The organism is Buttiauxella izardii (assembly GCF_003601925.1).
In the GTDB taxonomy this organism is placed as follows: Bacteria; Pseudomonadota; Gammaproteobacteria; order Enterobacterales; family Enterobacteriaceae; genus Buttiauxella; species Buttiauxella izardii.
Genome location: NZ_QZWH01000017.1, coordinates 37,319 through 56,438, shown reverse-complemented (window position 1 = coordinate 56,438; position 19,120 = coordinate 37,319). Strand labels below are relative to the sequence as shown.

17 protein-coding genes are annotated in these 19,120 nt (G+C 45.3%); 13 read left to right on the top strand and 4 right to left on the bottom strand.

Annotation, left to right across the window (positions count from 1 at the left end; all coding sequences use genetic code 11):
• Positions 1–126: 126 nt before the first annotated feature.
• The 12 genes from D6029_RS09450 to D6029_RS09395 all read left to right on the top strand — a co-directional run bounded on the left by D6029_RS09450 (position 127) and on the right by D6029_RS09395 (position 14,163).
• The gene (locus tag D6029_RS09450; RefSeq protein ID WP_120064534.1) at positions 127–711 is read left to right on the top strand and encodes a UPF0149 family protein; all 585 of its coding nucleotides are present in this window, start codon (positions 127–129) and stop codon (positions 709–711) included.
• 320 nt (positions 712–1,031) lie between these two features.
• Positions 1,032–2,447, top strand: a complete 1,416-nt coding sequence (locus D6029_RS09445; RefSeq protein WP_120064533.1) for an undecaprenyl-phosphate glucose phosphotransferase — start codon at positions 1,032–1,034, stop codon at positions 2,445–2,447.
• A complete protein-coding gene (locus D6029_RS09440; protein WP_120064532.1) occupies positions 2,437–3,723 on the top strand; it encodes an outer membrane beta-barrel protein in 1,287 nt (428 codons plus the stop codon). Before D6029_RS09445 ends, D6029_RS09440 begins: the two co-directional genes overlap by 11 nt.
• Position 3,724: 1 nt before the next feature.
• The gene (locus tag D6029_RS09435; RefSeq protein ID WP_120064531.1) at positions 3,725–4,282 is read left to right on the top strand and encodes a polysaccharide biosynthesis/export family protein; all 558 of its coding nucleotides are present in this window, start codon (positions 3,725–3,727) and stop codon (positions 4,280–4,282) included.
• A gap of 2 nt (positions 4,283–4,284) precedes the next feature.
• A complete protein-coding gene (locus D6029_RS09430) occupies positions 4,285–6,423 on the top strand; it encodes a GumC family protein (RefSeq protein WP_120064530.1) in 2,139 nt (712 codons plus the stop codon).
• Positions 6,420–7,631, top strand: coding sequence for a lipopolysaccharide biosynthesis protein (locus tag D6029_RS09425; RefSeq protein ID WP_120064529.1), 1,212 nt, complete (start codon positions 6,420–6,422; stop codon positions 7,629–7,631). The genes D6029_RS09430 and D6029_RS09425 overlap by 4 nt, the downstream gene beginning before the upstream one ends.
• Positions 7,628–9,001 carry a capsular biosynthesis protein gene (locus D6029_RS09420; RefSeq protein WP_120064528.1) on the top strand — a complete coding sequence of 458 codons (1,374 nt, stop codon included), beginning with the start codon at positions 7,628–7,630 and terminating at the stop codon, positions 8,999–9,001. The genes D6029_RS09425 and D6029_RS09420 overlap by 4 nt, the downstream gene beginning before the upstream one ends.
• 1 nt (position 9,002) lies before the next feature.
• Positions 9,003–9,992 carry a glycosyltransferase family 2 protein gene (locus tag D6029_RS09415; RefSeq protein WP_120064527.1) on the top strand — a complete coding sequence of 330 codons (990 nt, stop codon included), beginning with the start codon at positions 9,003–9,005 and terminating at the stop codon, positions 9,990–9,992.
• A 9-nt stretch (positions 9,993–10,001) separates the two neighbouring features.
• Entirely contained in the window at positions 10,002–11,213 is a 1,212-nt protein-coding gene (locus D6029_RS09410) for a glycosyltransferase family 4 protein (RefSeq protein ID WP_120064526.1), read from the top strand.
• 1 nt (position 11,214) lies between these two features.
• Positions 11,215–12,327, top strand: a complete 1,113-nt coding sequence (locus D6029_RS09405; protein WP_120064525.1) for a glycosyltransferase family 4 protein — start codon at positions 11,215–11,217, stop codon at positions 12,325–12,327.
• A gap of 2 nt (positions 12,328–12,329) precedes the next feature.
• Positions 12,330–12,737 (top strand): hypothetical protein, encoded by a 408-nt coding sequence (locus tag D6029_RS09400; protein WP_120064524.1) that lies wholly within the window; start codon positions 12,330–12,332, stop codon positions 12,735–12,737.
• 31 nt (positions 12,738–12,768) lie between these two features.
• Positions 12,769–14,163 carry a DUF4832 domain-containing protein gene (locus D6029_RS09395; protein WP_120064523.1) on the top strand — a complete coding sequence of 465 codons (1,395 nt, stop codon included), beginning with the start codon at positions 12,769–12,771 and terminating at the stop codon, positions 14,161–14,163.
• A gap of 45 nt (positions 14,164–14,208) precedes the next feature.
• Here D6029_RS09395 and galE read toward each other — a convergent pair whose 3' ends face one another.
• The 4 genes from galE to yecR form a co-directional block, all read right to left on the bottom strand.
• Positions 14,209–15,225, bottom strand: coding sequence for a UDP-glucose 4-epimerase GalE (gene galE, locus D6029_RS09390; RefSeq protein WP_120064522.1), 1,017 nt, complete (start codon positions 15,223–15,225; stop codon positions 14,209–14,211).
• 87 nt (positions 15,226–15,312) lie between these two features.
• The gene (locus D6029_RS09385) at positions 15,313–16,236 is read right to left on the bottom strand and encodes a glucosamine inositolphosphorylceramide transferase family protein (protein WP_120064521.1); all 924 of its coding nucleotides are present in this window, start codon (positions 16,234–16,236) and stop codon (positions 15,313–15,315) included.
• A 245-nt stretch (positions 16,237–16,481) separates the two neighbouring features.
• Positions 16,482–16,982: a non-heme ferritin gene (gene ftnA / locus D6029_RS09380; protein ID WP_120064520.1), complete on the bottom strand. Its 501-nt coding sequence runs from the start codon at positions 16,980–16,982 to the stop codon at positions 16,482–16,484.
• Positions 16,983–17,183: 201 nt separating this feature from the next.
• Positions 17,184–17,528 (bottom strand): YecR family lipoprotein, encoded by a 345-nt coding sequence (gene yecR / locus D6029_RS09375; protein WP_120064519.1) that lies wholly within the window; start codon positions 17,526–17,528, stop codon positions 17,184–17,186.
• A gap of 340 nt (positions 17,529–17,868) precedes the next feature.
• On the opposite strand from yecR, the gene D6029_RS09370 reads away from it, so the two are divergent.
• The gene (locus D6029_RS09370) at positions 17,869–19,023 is read left to right on the top strand and encodes a methyl-accepting chemotaxis protein (protein ID WP_120064518.1); all 1,155 of its coding nucleotides are present in this window, start codon (positions 17,869–17,871) and stop codon (positions 19,021–19,023) included.
• The last annotated feature ends 97 nt before the right edge of the window (positions 19,024–19,120 follow it).

The window sequence follows — 19,120 nt, the reverse complement described above, 5'->3', positions numbered from 1 at the left end:
GCCGTTTGCCCCCTTTTATTATCGACCTTCACCGTATTTGTATTGCCTGAAAATCACCTTTCCTGACATCATTCACCCATTCCGCTAACCCGGACAGAAAATCGAACAATCTCAGGAGTAAATGTTATGAATCACGGGCCGCTAAACGAAGAAGAACTGGAATGGCTGGATGACACGCTGACTCAGTACGGTAATGATGATTCCGTGCTGGATGTTTCCGAACTGGACGGCATGTTCACCGCGATACTTTCTGCACCGACCGTACTCCCGGCAGCGCAGTGGCAAGTGGCGTTGTGGGGTGGGGAAGAAGGGCTGCCAAACTGGGAGTCTGAGGAAGAAAAGAATCGTTTTAACTCGCTTGCGCTGCAACATCTGAACGACATCGCCGAGCGTTTACGCGATGCACCGGACCAGTTCGAGCCACTTTTTGGCTACCGTGAAATGGACGGTAAAGATTACACCATCGTAGAAGAATGGTGCTTTGGTTATATGCGTGGAGTGGCTTTGGTGGAGCGTGCGCCGTTGCCAGCAGCGCAGCAAAAATTGTTCGACGCCATTGCTCTGCACGGCAATGAGGAAAGCATCACAATTTTGGAAAAAATGACCGAAGAAGAATATGACGCGAGTCAGGCCGAAATTGGCCCTGCGGCATTACAGCTTTATCTTTACTGGCAAGAACAGCGTGATGCTGAGTCCAAAACGGTACATTAATCACAACTGCACATATTTGTTTTATACCACCGGGCGGCCATTCGACTGCTGCCCGGTCTGCCATTTTAGCCGTTGCGTATTCTCCCCGATGTCCCTTAAGCTAAAAAAGCAGGCGTAAACTCTGCTGTGACTTTCCCCCGCAAAACAAACACCTGAAACACATCAAATCTAAATCACCCAAATGACCAGTCACCGAATGGTTAGCAACAGTAACATTTACAAATCTTAACAATGCCACCTATGAGGTTTTACAAATATGGTATAATCACAGGGAAAGGAATGTATCAATAACGATAATTCAATGAATAATGAGTCTAATAATGCTGAATAATTCACTGAAAATTACCCATGGAGGGTATCCGGTATTTATCAAGCTGGCGGACTTTATCGCTATTAGCTTGGTTTTAATTTTGAGCGCATGGCTTTTTGCCATCGCGCCGATGCGACTTGTTATTATCTACAGCTTACTCTTTGCGACCTCTTTTTTACTATTCGGGGAGTACACTGAGCTTTACATTCGTAAACCTAAAACGATGAAGCTGCGCAAACAGCTTCGTTTGATTTTATGCACCTTTTTGTCCATCGCCTTTGTAGAAATAATCCGTATTTCAACCGATGGACTGCAATCTCTGGGATATTTGAGCGCACTTGAAAATCCTGTCATTCCCGTTGTGTTGCTCTGGTATCTCACCACGTTGATTCCGCTTTATTTCATTAGATTTTTTGTTTTTAAGTTTTCGATTCGGAAAAACATTCGCGTCGCCATCGTCGGGGTCACCGCGAATGGTCTGGCTGCGGAAACTGCTTTGCTAAAAGAATATTCCAACATGCATTTGGATTTGGCGTTTTATGATGAGCGTGATGCATCACGGTTCAGCGAGCTGTTTGACCAAATAAAAAGCCCATTCAAAGGCTCGGTTAGTGGCCTGGTTGAAGACGCTCAAGTGGGAAGGGTGGATGAAATCTACATCGCCTTACCGATGGTCGCGCTGGAGCGTATACGCCATTTTCTGGCTTTGATGTCAGACACCACGGTGGATACCTATATTGTTCCGGACTTCAACTCCTACAGCACCCATATGTCACAGTTGCGTTCGATTGATAATTTACAAACCATCAGCATTTTCAGCTCGCCATTTGAAGGTGTGGGCTCCTTTGTTAAACGTGCTGAAGATTTAATTCTTGGCAGTATTATTCTGGTACTGATTTCTTCGTTGTTGCTGGTGATTGGAATCGGCATAAAGCTAACATCACGTGGCCCGGTATTTTTCAAACAAGACCGGTACGGCCTCAGCGGGCAAAAAATTAAAGTCTGGAAGTTTCGCACCATGCGCGTCATGGAAAATTCGGATATGGTCATTCAGGCAACCAAAGATGACCCACGTGTGACTCCGTTTGGCGCATTCTTACGTAGAACTTCTCTGGATGAATTACCGCAGTTTTTCAATGTAATACAAGGCAGTATGTCAATTGTGGGGCCTCGTCCACACGCCGTTACGCATAATGAACAATATCGTAAACAAGTCGAAAACTACATGATTCGCCATAAAGTGAAGCCAGGGATCACGGGTTTAGCCCAGATTAATGGTTACAGAGGCGAAATCGACGCACTATATAAAATGGAAAAACGTGTCGAATATGATATTGAATATATTCAAAACTGGTCGTTATGGTTAGATATAAAAATCATAATTAAAACTATTTTTAAAGGATTTGTCGGCAAAAATGCATATTAAATATATTGTTGCTGCCGGAATCGTTTTATCACAACCGGCCATGGCGGACTTAACACCGAAGTCTCATATCGGTATTGCAGGTATTGATTTTCAAAGCAATGTTGGCGTGAATTATGGCCATGAAGATAATGTGACTTATCAACCCTATGATAGCGACGCGATTAGCTCTGGTTTTGTCAGTGTTACACCGCTATTGAGCATGACGGGTGAACGGTATCAGGACAAATATCTATTAATGTACTCAGGTGATTATCGCAGTTATAACAGTGACTCTGCTGATAATTACAATGACCATTTCTTCCGTTTTAATGGTGCATGGCGATATGGGCAAATGCATGGCCTGATGTTCAACATTGAGGACTCTTTAGGCCATGAAGAACGCGGGCGTGGCGTAACCGAGGGTTTTATACCTGAGCAATTTCAGCAGTTTGGTATTAATTCGCCACTGACGACTAACTTGATTAATAGCGAGTTGCGTTACAGCTATGGAGCGCCAGAAGGGCGTGGAAAAGCGGAAGTGGCGCTGTTATATAAGAAATTGCGCTTTGGGAATACTCAGGATGCGCAGAATACTGACGATGATTTTTACAATTATATCCGCGAGCAGGAGTGGCATGAAAATAGCCTGATCGCGGAAATTTTCGATCAATACACATCGAAAACGCGATTCCGCTATAGCTTTATTACTAACCAGCGTCATTATGATAATGCGTCAGAAAAAGACAGTAACGAATATTATTTGCGTTATGGACTGAAGTCTCAACTGACGGGTAAAACTAACATCGATATGAACCTTGCGTGGTTGTATAAAACCTTTGAAAACAATCCCAACTCGCAGGATTTTAATGGACTAAACTGGGATATTCAGGCTGAGTGGAAACCACTCAAACAGTCTATTTTCACTGCACACACTTCTCAACGAATAAAAGACCCCTCAGAAGTTGGGGGATATATTCTGGTTTCCCAGTATGGTATTTCTTATCAGCATTATTGGTTAGATGATCGTTTTTCTACTTTGTTAGATTACTCGTACACCACGGAAGACTATAAAAAACAAGAAAAAGACAGGAACGATAAAGATGGAATCTTTACCGTCACGATGAGTTATGACTTCAGGCCATCTGTGAATTTTGAACTCAAATATCAAATAGATACGTTGCGCTCAAATAAAGATACCGATTCGTTTTACATCGGTCCCGATGACAACCGGGAAGTCCTGAGAACATTGGGTTACGACAATTCGCTGATTATGTTTACAGCTAAGGTGCAGATATAAAATGAAAATAATTAAACTGTGGGCATTTTTATTACTTAGCACACTGTTCGTCGGATGCAGTTCCTCGACACCACCGTTAATGGATAAACCGGATACGGAATCTAAAGGCTACCAACTCGATGCCGGTGATGCCGTTAATATCAGCGTGTACGGCGAGCCCGACATGACAATGAAATTTCTCATCGACAAAAGTGGAACGATAACATTCCCTTATATTGGTGAACTGGTATTGAAAGGCAAAACCCCGGAACAGGTGAGTGAAGAGCTTACGAACCGTCTGCGCGGTGATTATCTGCAAAACCCCATGGTATCGGTCAGCATCTCTGAATTTCGTAAATTTTATATCTCTGGCGAAGTGGCAAACCCTAACGGCTATGCCTATGAACCGGGCTTAACCGTCGAGAAAACTATCGCCCTGGCGGGTGGTTTCACTGACCGTGCGGATCGCAAAGACATTAATATTCGCTTATCCGGCACCAACCAATTACTTGAAAATGTGGACGTGCGGCATTCTGTTCACCCGGGCGACGTCGTGATCATTGGCATGGGGTTCTTCTGACTATGAAATTATCAATAGTGGAAAATGGCAAGAACCGAGAAAGTTCTATCGATTTCTCCCGCTTTGCCAAAGAGCTGAAAAAGAACAGTTGGAAAATCCTGCTCGCGGGCGTGATTGCCGGGGCGATTGCTTATCCACTCATTAGCATGATGACATCGAAATATGTCTCAACGGCAACGGTGTTGGTCAAAGCACAGCCGGATAATATTTCACCGTTCCCGCAGGTCGAAGGTTATGACTCAACGCGTAACGGCTATTACGAAACACAATACGCATTAATGCAGTCGCGAATTGTTCTGGCGCAGGCGGTTCGCAACTTGAAACTGGACGAGAATCCGGATTTCAACGGCGTCAAACCCGGCAGTAACCAGGCTAATACGCCGGAAAATCAGCAGCAACGTGTCGATCGTGCCTTAAAGACGATGCTCAAAAATCTGACGTTCAATCCCGTCCGTACCACGCATCTGGCCTCGATTTCCTACGAGTCGGCTTCCCCGCAACTTGCGGCAGAAATCGCCAACGGCGTGGCCCAGGCATTTATTAACTACACCGTTGAACAAAAGCGCCAGAACACGCTGAAAGCCCGTGAGAGCAACCAGCAGAAAATGGATGAACTGCAAAAGCAAATCACCGAGCAAAAGCTGGCTATTGATGCCTATCTGAAAAAAGAAGGGCTTCTGACATTCCGTGGCGTTGACGGTTTTGAAACTGAGCAATTGGGCATTGTCACAAACCGTCTGGCGGATGCGACTCAGCGCCGCATCGCGGCGGCGTCGCTGTATAACGAGGTGCGCCAAAATGCCGGAAAATCACTGGAAAATGTGATTTCGCTGCCTGCCATTTCCAGCCATGCCCAGATTCAGGACTTGCGCATTGCGCTCATTCAGGCCAAACGCACGTTATACGAATTACGAAAATCGTATGGCCCGAAACACGCCAAAATTCAGGAAGCGCAGGCACAGGTTCAGGCGATTCAGGATCAAACTTACCTCGTTCTTGGCGAGCTGGAATCGGGCCTGCGTCAGCAATATCAGGCTGCACTGACCGATGAAAACAGCTATCAGCAACAATTGGATCAGCAAAAAGAAATCTTCCAGAAAATTGCCTCCAAGCGCGATGGTTATAACGGTTTAAAACTGGCGCTCGATAAAACGGAAGACATGTACAAGGCGCTTTATCAGCGTACCCAGGAACAATCTTTGTCGGGTAGCTACGCTGATGCAGACGCCGTTTTGTATGACCCGGCGGTGCCCGCTGACCGTCCCGCTAAACCGAATAAGTCGCTGTTATTGATCATGGTCGTGATGCTGGCGCTGGCATTTTTTGTCATGTACATCATCGTGAAAACCGCGATGGACAGCACCATCAACAACCTCAGCCAGGTGAAAAAGCGCCTGAAACTTGAGCCTTTAGGGGAAATTCGTCGCTATCCTGGGGTTGCGAATCGGGCGCAAATCAGTGATGTCATTGCAAATAACCCGCTAAACGCGGACATCATTCACAGCATTCGCACGCGAATTATGCTGGACAATCGTCAGCTTCAAACGATTGCCATCACCTCCGCAGAACATGGTGAAGGGCGCACGCTGCTGGCGAATTTGCTGGCGAACTCATTTAGTTTTGATCAAAAAACGCTGCTGCTGGATTTAGACTTTTTCAACAATGATGGGTTATCGAGCGAGTTGGCTAAACCGGGGGCGGCGGGCGTTGCCGAGATCCTTCGCGGTGAAGCGACGCTTGAAAATCTGAGCGTAAAAGTGAATGAGAATCTCGATTTCCTGGCACGCGGCAACGCAAAAGTGTCTTCATTGTTGATGCTGTCTTCAGAGAATCTTGAACACCTGATGCGTGAACTCAGAAGCCGCTATCAGCGCATTATCATTGATGTCGCCGCGCTGAATCAGAGCCAGGATAGCCAACTGATTGGCCGCGTGACCGATGGCCTTATTTTGGTGCTCAAAGCGGGGGCATCGCCTGCTGATAATTTGACTCAAATGCTGGATAAAATTGAGTCCAACCAGTCGGTTATTATCGGTGCGGTCATTAATCAGGTCGTTGATAAGAATCTGGAAACCAAAGAGGGATTACGCTCGCTTAATCTCCAGACCAGCGAACTGATGAACGGCACAAGTCACTTATGAGTTTACTTAAGAGCGCATCGACAATCGCTGGCTCATCAGTCATTTCTCAGTTGATTGGTGCGCTGTCGATTTGGTTAATTTCGCACAAATACCATTTGGCGGAAGTGGGGCTGTACGCGCTCAATTACAGTATCGCGTTGATTGGGGCGCAGGTTTGTACTTTCGCCTCGCAATTATTAATCCCGAAACAGCATGATGACGGTTTAACGCAAAACGTGGTGTTTTGCTTATTACAAAGCCTGATTATTGCAGTGCCTTACGCAGTATTTACCGCGTGGTTATTCGACCAGAATATCCTTTTCCTTTATCTGCTTACGCTGTCAAATACGTGGGTTTTGATATCGGAAAACTTATCCCTGCGTACGGCTAATTTCAGTTTTCTGGTCTTCCAGCGAATATCGGTTTCGGTTGTCGTAGTGCTTTCGGTATTACTGACTTCAAGCATCCAGGCATTTTACTGGGCGTGGGCGGGTTCGATGATGCTCCTCACGATAGGCTGCATCCTCTGTGCCTTTGATATTCGCAGTGTGACATTGCAGCATTTGAGTCCAAAAAGTAACCTGGCATTTTTTAATAAGCACGTTCATCACATCACGAAAGTCGGAAGTGCTGAAGTGCTGGCGATGGCAAACAGCAACCTGCCCATTATGCTGATTAACTTCTGGTTCTCAGCGTTGACGGCAGGCTATTTTTCTATTGTCAGCCGCTTCTGCCTGGCACCGGTGGTGATCGTGGGGAATGCGGTGCGTAATGCAATTTTCTCGAAATGGTCGATTGATTTCCGGCATAACGTCTTTAACTATCAAGAGTACCGGAAAGTCCGTCTGCTGTTATTGGTGTTAGGCATCATCTGTACTCTCGGTGTGTTTATTTTCTACCCGATAGTGATGCATCTTGGCTTTAGCGAAGACTGGATAAACTCTATTCCAACCTCACGTTACATGTTGCCTTACTTATTCCCGGCGCTGGCGGTTTGCCCGCTGACGGTTATCGAATTGATTTTTGGCTCCCATCGCTACTTCTTACGTATTCAGTTCGAACAACTGGCTATCGTGTTGATCTCCTTTATTGTTGTCCCTTACTTTTATAATGACTATGCAATATCCATTATCTTGTTCTCTATTTTAACCTTCGTGCGCTATGCGTTTATTTACCTGAAGGTCAATAAGCGTGCTAATTTGTTGAAAGACAGGCCGGCTGTATTATGAATCTCAATACTGGGCACTATTTACAGACTTACATGTTTGTCGCGCTGGTGTTTTGCGGGCTGGTGCAATATTTCACCGGTGTGTTGGCGGTGTTGTGGCTGCCGTTCTTCCTGACGTTGCTCATGCTCGGCTTGCTGGTGATGCAAACCCGCTACGAAGCGTTGCAGCTCGATAAGCAGGAAATTATCGTGCTGGCACTGTATTTCATCTTCCTTGCGATGGCGGGAGTGTCGACGCTATTGCAGGGCGGATTAACGGTTGCCATCGTCGGTTTCAAAAATGAAATTGCCATCTCCCTGGTCATGTTGTGTTTATTACTCGGCTTCTGCCGCGAGTCACAAATATATCGCGTGACCAAAACACTGTACTGGGTGTTTTACGCACAGTTTCCGATAGTCATTTACCAGCTGTTATTTGTCGTGCCTCAACGCGTAGCGATGCGTGGTGAAGATGAAAAGTGGGACTCAGTCGTCGGCACATTTGGTGGCGATCCGATGGGCGGCGGCAACACCGCAGCCATGGGGCTGTTTTGCTTATTGATCATGCTGCTAAAAGTCTCCGAATTTAAGCATGGTTTATCCACGTTTAAATCCATGGCGCTGCATGTCATTCTTGGTTTCGCGCTGTGTATTGTCGGCGAAGTGAAGTTTGTCATTTTGCTGTCACCGATTTTGTTGGCGTGGGTGTGGATAATGCCCAGCTACGTAAAAGGCGTGAACAAAGTGAATATCAAAGCGCTGTTGCTGATATTTGCCGGTATGGCGCTGTTAATTGCACTGGCTATCGTTATCCTGGCATCGGGTTATTCCACCGCTTTTGGTAACGACCCTTCACAAAGCTCATTGAGTATCTTCTTAGATTCCCTGAGCTATATTTTTGACCCTAACTACATCATGCCTAACGGTGAAGTCGGGCGTTTTACCACGCTGATTTTCTGGCTGAAAAATAACGACCTTTGGGGACTTTCCGGGACGTTATTCGGCTATGGTCTGAATGCGACAAACAGCGGTAGTGCGGTATCACCGGGCTTTTTGAACCTGACCTATAATTTGATTCTCGACTCAACCTCACTAAGCATGTTGCTCTGGGAAGTGGGCGTTGTCGGCACATTGCTGTTTATCGGTTTAATTATTTACATTCTGAAAATTGCCCGGCCTCAGCCACTTTTGGCACGGGAACAATTAGATCCACAAGATCTCCAGTTGTTAAGCTTTGCTCCTGCCTTTAATGCATTTGCAATCAGTTGCTTACTGAGTCTGCCTTATAGCCAGATACTGATGATTATTCCGATGTTACAATTCCTGTTCTATTTATCACTGGGCTCAAGTTTAGTTATCCGTCGGTCCGTTCATCGTTATGCAGAGCAATAGTATGATTAATAAGCCTTTTATCTCAGTTAGCATCAAAACGCTCAACGAAGCCGAGTGTATCGAAAAAACCATCGACAGTATTCGTCAGCAACTGACTGATTATCCGCACAAAATCATTGTTGCTGATAGCCTGTCGACGGATAACACCCAACAACTCGCGAGTGACAAAGGCGTGACGGTAGTTTCGCTGACTCAGCCAGCCGATCGCTGTTGTGGCGTGGGCCATCAGCTTGGTTATCTGTATAGCGAAGGCGAATTCATTCTGCTGATGGACGGCGATATGGAGCTGGAAAAAGGATTTATTGATTCCGCCGTCGCCTTCCTCACAGCGCATCCAGAATATGCGGGTGTCGCCGGTACGGTGGAAATGGATGATGCGGCCAATTATGAATTTAAATCTCGTAAGCAGCGGCTGCATAAGATTTATCCCGTAGGGGATAGTGACCATTTAGGCGGCGGCGGCTTATATCGTCGCTCCGCCATTGAACAAATTGGTTATCTGACCAATCGCAATCTTCATGCCTATGAAGAAGCAGAACTCGGTATGCGTTTGCTGAATGCGGGTTATAAACTGCATCGCCTGGATATCCCTTATTTCAGCCATACTTCGCACTCCATGCCGACTTTTAAAATGCTCAAATACCGTTGGCGCAGTGGTTATCATCAGGCACCAGGCGAACTGTTGCGTAACGCATGGGGAAAGCCATGGTTAAGCAATGCGCTCAAAATGGTTAAGAATGAAGTGATATTCTTGCTTTATCTTTTGGTTTTGATTATCGCTATTTTGACATTTGATCCGGACGTTATCGGCCTGGCGCTTCTGCCACTAATTGCCTTTACTGCATTGAAAACCATCAAGAACCGTTCATTAAAGAACGGTATTCAAAGTGTGATTAATTTATCGGTTTTATCCGTTGGATTATTAAAAGGGCTGACTCATCCCGTACGCGATCCCATGAATCCGCCGGACAGCAAAGTTGTCCATGAATAGGCAGGCATAATGAAAATTCTACTGGTGAATAAATTTTTCTACATCAAGGGCGGTGCAGAAACAGTTTATTTTCAAGAACGTAATATGCTGAAGCAGGCGGGTGTTGAGGTCATTGATTTTTCAATGCAGCACGAGAATAACTTCCCGTCAGATTATGCTGACTATTTTGTTAGCAATGTGGATTATCACAAAGGTAATAATTTACTGGGAGGAATTAAAACCGCAGGAAACTTTATACATAACGCGGAAGCCTGTAAAAAAATGCAGGCGCTACTCGAGAAAGAGCGCCCGGATATTGTTCACTTCCACAACATTTACCATCAGTTAACACCAGCTATCATAAAAGTTGCACGAGATTTTGGCTGTAAGACGGTATTAACAGCTCACGATTATAAAATTGTCTGCCCATCTTACTCGATGCTCCGTGATGGAAAAGTGTGCGATTCCTGTATTACCGGCACGGTATTTAATGCCTTCAGATATCGTTGCCAGGAAGGTTCTGCGTCAAAGAGTCTGTTGCTTTCATTAGAGGCGACATGGCAATACATTGCCAAAAATTATCAAGCTCTGGACGTGATTGTTTCGCCCAGTGAGTTTTTACGCGGGGTGATTAAAAGAACGCTACCGGATTCGCGCATCGACGTGATTGTGAATGGTATCGACGACAGCCTGCCTTTAAATAACGCCGAAGATAAAGGCTATTTACTGTTTGTCGGGCGTTTAAGTCGTGAGAAAGGGGTCGCCTCTTTAGCACGTGCGCATCAACTGATGAGCAGTAAAATTCCACTGAAAATTGTCGGCCATGGCCCTTTATATAATGACCTGATTCAGCAATATCCCAATGCGGAATTCCTCGGTTACGTGCAACAGGGCGCGGAACTCGATGAACTGATTAAGCATGCGCGCGCGGTAATTGTGCCTTCAGAGTGTTATGAGAATTGCTCCATGTCGGTACTTGAGGCGATGTCATTTGCCCGCCCGGTTATTGGTTCACGTATTGGCGGCATTCCAGAGCAATTACGTGATGGCGTGGATGGCGTATTATTTGAACCTGGAAATGTTCAGGAGCTGGCGAACGTACTCGATGGCTTTGCGAAAAGCCCGGAAAAGGCTCAACAGATGGGATTAAATGCACGTCAGCGGTTGTGTGATAAATATTCGCTGCGTAAACACATGGATACGTTGCTCAATTTGTATCAAGAACTATTAAGCAAGCCATAATATGACTGAGAAAATAACCGTTTTAGGCACGCGCGGCATTCCCGATGTATTGGGTGGAGTAGAAACACACTGCCAAAATTTATATCCCGCCATCAAGCAACAGTTCGATGTCGATATCTGTGTTTTCGCCCGTTCTCCGTATGTCGGTTATACCCGCTCAAGCTACAAGAATATTGAAACTGTCGCGCTATGGGCACCGAAAAAACGCTCACTTGAAGCGATAGTCCATTCCCTTTTAGCGGCGTTTAAGACCTGTTTTGATCAGTCTGATATTGTCCATGTTCATGCTATCGGCCCTGGCCTGGTCGTACCTTTATTACGTTTACTCGGTAAAAAAGTGGTCTTTACCCATCATGGCCCGGACTATGAACGCCAGAAATGGGGCGGAATTGCAAAACAGGCTTTGCTGTTGGGCGAAAAGTTTGCGGTTAAATATGCCAACGAAGTCATCGTTATTTCTGAGGTGATTAACCAGCTGATTCAGAAAAAACATGGGCGCATGGATGCACATTTGATCTACAACGGTGTGAATATTCCACAGCCCTTATCAGATGAAATAATAACCAAAACGCTAGGGCGTTATAATCTTCAGCCTAAGAACTATCTCGTTGCAGTCGGGCGTTTTGTTGAAGAAAAAGGGCTGCATGATTTAATTACCGCTTATCAACAATCGGGTGTTTCAATCCCGTTGGTTTTAGTCGGAGATGCCGATCATCCTTCTGATTACAGCTTGCGCCTGAAGCAATTAGCGCTCAAAACACCGAACGTTATTTTGACCGGCTTCTTAAAAGGTGATGCACTAGCAGCGGTATTTTCCCAGGCCAGAGTGTTTATTATGCCTTCTTATCATGAAGGATTGCCGATAGCGCTGCTGGAAGCCATGTCATATTCGCTGCCAGCCATAGTAAGCGATATTCCTGCTAATCTGGAAGTTGGCCTGGCCGCTGATGCGTATTTCAAAGTCGGTAATGTTGCTGATTTAGCAGAGAAAATTAAGATAAGAGCAGATCTGGATACGGCTGATTATAGCGAGTTTCTAAAAACGTATGACTGGAATGTCATCGCCAGAAAAACCGCCAGCGTCTACCATATAATAGATAAATCAATAGGTTAAACTTGACTAACACAACCCGACGCCCACTCGTAATTGACCGGTTTTATGATGTGCTTGATGAGCAGACTCAAGCGCAGCTGACCCCAGAGCAAAAGCAAGAGATTGAAGACGCTATCGTTTCAATCACTCTGGCGTCCCGGCATCGTATTGATGTTCGTAAAAGCTTCCCCTTTTTTGGGGCGCGTTATTACCTGGTCTTTTTACTGGGTAGAGATTTGCGCAAACGGCCACGTAAAGAATCAACACTGGTGCGTATTATCGTGACCCTTCTGATTCTTTTTGGCGTGATGTTCGCGACTTTGTGTGTGTTATTAACGCTGTATATGCTCAAATCTGCGGCGGGTATCGATCTTATTCGTAATTTCCACGTTGGTATTTGGGACTGGTGGCTCAGTCTGAAAAATCACTAGAATTTAAGACGCAGCACAATGCGAGGCCCCGATGAATATTAAAACTCTTGCAGTATTGATGTGCATGGTATTTCCCGGCCTCGCCCTGGCAGCGTCGATGACGGTCGTTAATCCAAAACCGCTCAACGTTCCGCTAACCAATCCTGGAATCGGCGTTGCCAGTTTTCATGAGGGTTATGGCGAACAACTCAGCCTGGCTCAGTATCCCAATACAGGTATTGAATATGAACGCTTTTACTGGCGCGATCTGGAGCCGGTAGAAGGGCAGTATAATTACGCTCTGATAGATGAAGCCTTTCGCTTTGCAGCCGCGCACCAGCCAGCCATGAACGTCGGTCTGCGTTTTATGGCCCAGGATGGGCCTGAAAGCGGCACTAAAATCCCCGACTGGCTGATCAAAAAAGGGATTAAAGGGGTCTGGACTTCCGATAAGAAAACCTTCGCTCCGGATTTAGACGACCCGCTATTTCTGGCCTATAGCCAGAAATTACTCAATGCCCTCGGTCAGCGTTATGACGGCAATCAAAACCTGGCGTTTGTAGATATCGGCATGGTGGGTTCGTGGGGCGAATGGCACAACAGCAATTTCCCCTCGATGACTCCGTTATTAAAGCGTTACACGCCAGCTCAGCTCGATAAATACGTCAAAATGCATTTTGCGGCATTCCCAAAAACTCCCAAAATTATGTTAATTAGCGGCGGTGACACTCTCGCCAGTGCGGTGAAGCAGGGCGCAGGCTGGCGTGCAGATTGTTGGGGAGACTGGCGGAATTTCTCTACCACCTGGAACCATATGGCTGATGATTATCCGCAGCGTTTAGAAGCCGCGCAGGAAAAATATTCCGAATTTAACGATGCCTGGAAACGAGCGCCGGTCAGCCTGGAAATCTGTGGCTATATGCCTGAATGGAAAACCGAACAGCATTATTCGCGGGATGAAGTTAAACGCACGTTTGACTGGGCGCTGGAAAATCATGCCAGCACCATTAATTTAAAATCGCGCGCGGTGCCTGCTGATTATCGGGATATTGTCGATAACGCGCTCATGAAGTTGGGTTATCGTTTTCGTTTAGCCTCATTAAGCCATGAATCGCAAATGGCGAGTGGCAAAAGCCTGATGCTTACCAGCCAATGGATTAATGAAGGTGTTGCGCCCATTTACCTAAAATATGCCGTCACATATCGTGTTGTCGATGCGTCGAATAAGGTTATTGCTCAGGGTACAACCGCCGATGATATTCGCAGCTGGATGCCAGGGGAATATTCAAGCGGTTCGCAACTGGCAATTCCAGCCAAAACGGCCAGCGGTGAATACTATATTGAAGTGGCGATGTTAGATGGAGAGGGTAAACCGAGAATTAATCTGGCTAATGAAGGGCAGCAAAGTAGCGGTTGGTATCGTGTATCGAAGATAAACATTGAATAATCAATTCGTCATGAGCCAGTGTTCTGGCTCATAACGTCGATTAAATTAAGCACCGAAACCGTTAGGGTTATTCTTCTGCCAGTTCCAGGTATCGCGCATCATTTCATCAAGAGAATGGGTCGCTTGCCATCCCAGTTCTTTCTTCGCTAACGATGAATCTGACCAGCACTCCGCAACATCACCCGGTCTACGTTCAACGATTTGATAGTTAATCTTAGTTTCAGCTGCTTTTTCAAAGGCTTTAATCAGGTCGAGAACGGAATAACCCACGCCGGTTCCCAGATTAATCGCTTTGAAAGCTGACCCTTTAGCTTTGTTATCCAATGCTGCGAGATGCCCGCTAGCCAGATCCTGTACGTGAATGTAATCACGAACGCCGGTGCCATCCGGTGTCGGGTAGTCGTCACCAAACACAGACAGGCAATTAAGTTTCCCGATAGCCACCTGGGAAATATAAGGCACCAGGTTATTAGGGATCCCGTTTGGATCTTCGCCAATTCGCCCTGATGGATGCGCGCCGACCGGGTTGAAATAACGCAAGCAGGTAATTTGGAAATCCGGATTCGCGTGGGAGAAATCGCGTAAAATCTGCTCAACCATTAATTTAGACGTGCCGTACGGGTTAGTGGTTCCACCAGTCTGGCATTCTTCACTCAATGGGACTTTTTCAGGATTACCATACACGGTGGCAGATGAACTGAAGATAAGGCTATTCACACCTGCAAGTAACATCTCATTGAGTAATACCATCGAGCCAACGACATTATTCTCATAATATTCCAGCGGTTTTTGAACCGATTCGCCTACAGATTTCAGACCCGCGAAGTGAATAACATCGGTGATGGAATGGTTTGAGAAAATCTCTTTCAGAACCTTCTTGTCTAAAATATCAGCAACGTACAACGTCGGTTTTTTACCGGCGAGTTCTGCAACACGCTCTAATGACTCTTTTGAGGAGTTCGAGAGATTATCGATGACAATGACATCATCTCCTCGCTCCAGTAATGCCAGAACAGTGTGTGAGCCGATATAACCCGCGCCACCTGTTACAAGAATTGCCATAGTCTCTCCAACTAAAATTTTATTGATGTGACATTCACTCGATTTGAGTCAGTGTAACAGCAACTTGCAAGGGGTTCATCAGCAGTTTCAGGCAAAAAACTGCTTCCTGTACCGCACCAGAAATTTATAGGAAATCTTTTTAAGCGGAGAAAATAAGCTGAATGACAGATTCTTGGTGTCATAGACAATATAACTGTCAGTGAAGTTTAACGTATGAATACCCGCGCTCTGGTTAATCAAAGGCGAGATGTTTGCGATGAGTTTTTCTTCAAAGCTCAAAGAGGTGATGTTGACTAACTCTTTGATATAAACTGATTTTCCATAACAGCCAGGACTGCATTCTTGCGTCAGGATATAGTTTTTATTATTGGCGAAATAAGGTTTTCCGGCACCACGATGATGATAATTGCTTAATTTTAGCGAGGGGGATATTTTATTCCAGTCATCAAAAAGGGTATTTGCAGAATGAATGACCATCTCATTTTTCATTGTCGTAGAAATGAGATAACTCTTATCTTCCGATCTAAAGTAGATATTATCGGTAAATTCAGCGTCAGAGATTAAAACTTTTACTTTTTCCCAGCGTGCCGGAAATTCAATTGACCGAAAGAGCACTACCTCTTTTCGTTCTGCCGACTCAGGGATCATAAACAACTCACCTTCGTGATAAAACAAAAACGGGAAAGAGAGATGGCATTTTAAATCATCAAAACCGGTTAATTTAATATCCTCAATTTCATCCAGGTTGCTGTTGAGAACGCGGCATTTCAGGATGCCTTTGGAGTTAAGAAAGCTGAATGCTTCATAAAACACATACAGTTTATCTTCTTTCTCAATGATAAAAGGATCAGCCTGAAAGGTGTACTTCTTCCTTAAAAGCTGTGCTTTTGAATTATTTAAAATATCCAGAGTATTTTCGGGGAACAAATGTGCGTTATTTTTGATGATCATGATGTCCCACGAGTCATGGAAAAATAACTTTTTAATGAGCCTGCTGTATGTGTTTAACATTTATCATCTTATCCGTGTAAGTTAAAGTTACAGTCAAGAAAAGCATGATGGTTATTAATTATAATAATAAGAAACAAAGACTTGTATGAAGGCGGAGGGGCGTAATAGCCACTTTGCTCTAGCAGTATAGTCAGAGATACGGCATATGCCATAAACCAAAAGTCGTAGTTGAAATGTTGCGGAATAGATGTATGAAGTGGGGAATGCGGAAAATCCGGCAGGCCAGGCGGCCTGCCGGTGAAATTTTACTGTGCTTGAGCGTCGAGTGTTGAAAGTTCTTTATCGACGAAATAAAGACCTTCGCCGCTTTTACCCACCAGACTTAATTTATCCAGTACAGATTTAAACAGTTTTTCTTCTTCATGCTGCTCGGCAACATACCATTGCAGGAAGTTGAAGGTTGGATAATCCTGGGAAGTCATCGCCGCGTGAGCCAGTTCATTAATCTTACGGGTGATTAATTGCTCGTGTTCGTAGGTGGCGTTAAACAGATTATCCAGAGAAGAGTAGTCATGATCCGGCGCTGGAATTGCATTAATACGCGGCAGACTCCCGGTATCGGTTAAATATGCGAACAAACGCTGCATATGCTCCATTTCTTCCTGAGCATGGCGACGTAAGAAAGCTGCTGCGCCTTCAAAGCTGTGATAACTGCACCAGGCACTCATTTGTTGATAAAGCAGGGAAGAATAAAGCTCAAGATTCATTTGTTCGTTAAGTTTTTCGATCATTTCAGCTTTTAGCATGGTGCGCTCCGTGTCATTCGATTTTCAATAATAGCGCTACTTTAATTTTATTATTTCAATAATGCAAAGAGAATGTTAATAAAATTATTGTAATGAGAATGGTTGCTAATATTATTTCTTTTTAAAATTAATTCCACGCCGTGAATAAGAACGATTAGTATTTATCTTTAAGGGTGATTGATATATCACCCTCCAATGTCATTATTGTACGGACACTTCATCACGCAGATATTTTTCCATTCCCACGCCACGACACTGATATTCAAGCGTCACCGTCTGGTTCAGACACAAAGCACCGCTGCGCACGCTACAGGTTTTGATGGGTTCGCCATAGGGAAATGCTGCCACATAACCCCACTGTTGGCATTGATGGCTGGCAGCGGATTGCGCGACATAAGTATCCACTTTTGCGTTTTGTAGCGGTGCGAGATCAAAACCCAGCCGAACCACGCCTGCGACTTCACTGCTTTTGACCGGCTGTGGGGTTTTATTGATAGTGCAACTGGTTAATAACCCTGCGGCTAAAACTAAATAAACCGTTTTCATTTTGTGGGAACTCAAATGATATTTTCTATTATTTTAGCATGCTGAAAAATAGAAAATGAGTAACAGTATAAAGCTGTTTAATTTTATTTAGAGTGAGCTTTTAAATAAGACCTAACGCAAATTTAAGGGGTTTATCAGTCTGATTAGAATCAACAGCAATACTGAAGTTTTGATTAAAAAATGATCATGAAAGACATCAAGTTTGGCTGAATCGTGCCGACAATACAGATAATGCACGGTCTACCTGCAGTATGGGCATACAAAAACCGAAGAATCGGCGCTGAGGTTATTGCGGCTGTGCAGGATGCTTTTTTTGTTTTTCACCGGGGAATCACAACACATGAAGTTTATTCGCAATATCAAAATCCGCGTTATGGTGGTACTGATACTGGTCTTTTCGACGGTGGCCTGGCTGGCTATTTCCGGTCTGGCATTATGGTTTTTAAATGATCTTGAACAAAACCTGGCCCTGAATGCCGAGCAAAAAAGATGGATAGACATTATTCAGTTCTTGCTCGGTTCGTCTGTTGTGGCAAGTATTGCGATAACCCTGATCACGGAGCGCTATCTCTATCACTGCCTGGTAAAACCGGTCGAGAACATTCGCGAGCATATGCATATTCTGGCGCGCGGGGAATTAGAAACCGAATTACCAGATTTAGGCAGTAATTGCATTGGCCTGATGGTGTCGCCCATTCAAAAAATGCAATCGAACTGGAAAAAAGCCGTTTCCAATATTCGCACCAGTGCGACCACTATTCGTGGAAATGCCACCGAGGTTGCTGGCGTCAATGGCGAACTATCGAGCCGTTCGGAACAGCTTGCCGCGGCCCTCGAAGAAACGACAGCCAGCATGGAACAATTAAGCAGCACCGTTACGTTGAATGCGGAAAACGCCAGCCATGCGAGTCAGCTCGCAAAAAATGCCACACAAACCGCACGCAACGGCGGCGAGTCGGTCAAAAAAGTCATGACGACCATGGAAACCATCACCAGCAGTTCGCACAAAATTGTCGACATCACCACCGTGATTAATAGCATTTCCTTCCAGACCAATATCCTTGCATTGAATGCCGCGGTGGAAGCCGCCCGCGCAGGTGAACAAGGGCGCGGATTTGCCGTTGTGGCAAGCGAAGTGCGTAACCTTGCTCAGCGCAGCGCACTGGCGGCAAAAGAGATTGAAACCTTGCTCAAAGAGTCGGTAGATAACATTCACACCGGCTCGGAGCAGGTGAAGAAGGCAGGTGAAGCAATGGGCGAAATTCTCGATGCTGTGATGCAGGTGAATAACATTATGGGCGATATCGCGAATGCCTCTGGCGAACAGAGCAAAGGAATAGGGCAGGTGGGGATTGCCGTCCGGCAGATGGACGCGGTCACGCAGCAAAACGTCAGTCTGGTGCATCAATCGGCGCTGTCATCGGTTGATCTTGAAAAGCAAGCACACCAACTTAACGACATCGTGGCGATGTTCCGTATCGCCAAATCGGCCTGATCTTGTGACTGAGCTATCATCAAAATGCAGAAGTGTGAGCGTACCTTTATTTTTTGAAACTAAATTTCATTAAATTTGAAAGTATGTTTGCTAGATA

Bases quoted from the DNA above. Each gene is read 5' to 3' on its own strand.
- D6029_RS09450 (WP_120064534.1), top strand. From the start codon at position 127: ATGAATCACGGGCCGCTAAACGAAGAAGAACTGGAATGGCTGGATGAC.
- D6029_RS09445 (WP_120064533.1), top strand. From the start codon at position 1,032: ATGCTGAATAATTCACTGAAAATTACCCATGGAGGGTATCCGGTATTT.
- D6029_RS09440 (WP_120064532.1), top strand. From the start codon at position 2,437: ATGCATATTAAATATATTGTTGCTGCCGGAATCGTTTTATCACAACCG.
- D6029_RS09435 (WP_120064531.1), top strand. From the start codon at position 3,725: ATGAAAATAATTAAACTGTGGGCATTTTTATTACTTAGCACACTGTTC.
- D6029_RS09430 (WP_120064530.1), top strand. From the start codon at position 4,285: ATGAAATTATCAATAGTGGAAAATGGCAAGAACCGAGAAAGTTCTATC.
- D6029_RS09425 (WP_120064529.1), top strand. From the start codon at position 6,420: ATGAGTTTACTTAAGAGCGCATCGACAATCGCTGGCTCATCAGTCATT.
- D6029_RS09420 (WP_120064528.1), top strand. From the start codon at position 7,628: ATGAATCTCAATACTGGGCACTATTTACAGACTTACATGTTTGTCGCG.
- D6029_RS09415 (WP_120064527.1), top strand. From the start codon at position 9,003: ATGATTAATAAGCCTTTTATCTCAGTTAGCATCAAAACGCTCAACGAA.
- D6029_RS09410 (WP_120064526.1), top strand. From the start codon at position 10,002: ATGAAAATTCTACTGGTGAATAAATTTTTCTACATCAAGGGCGGTGCA.
- D6029_RS09405 (WP_120064525.1), top strand. From the start codon at position 11,215: ATGACTGAGAAAATAACCGTTTTAGGCACGCGCGGCATTCCCGATGTA.
- D6029_RS09395 (WP_120064523.1), top strand. From the start codon at position 12,769: ATGAATATTAAAACTCTTGCAGTATTGATGTGCATGGTATTTCCCGGC.
- galE (WP_120064522.1), bottom strand. From the start codon at position 15,225: ATGGCAATTCTTGTAACAGGTGGCGCGGGTTATATCGGCTCACACACT.
- D6029_RS09385 (WP_120064521.1), bottom strand. From the start codon at position 16,236: ATGTTAAACACATACAGCAGGCTCATTAAAAAGTTATTTTTCCATGAC.
- ftnA (WP_120064520.1), bottom strand. From the start codon at position 16,982: ATGCTAAAAGCTGAAATGATCGAAAAACTTAACGAACAAATGAATCTT.
- yecR (WP_120064519.1), bottom strand. From the start codon at position 17,528: ATGAAAACGGTTTATTTAGTTTTAGCCGCAGGGTTATTAACCAGTTGC.
- D6029_RS09370 (WP_120064518.1), top strand. From the start codon at position 17,869: ATGAAGTTTATTCGCAATATCAAAATCCGCGTTATGGTGGTACTGATA.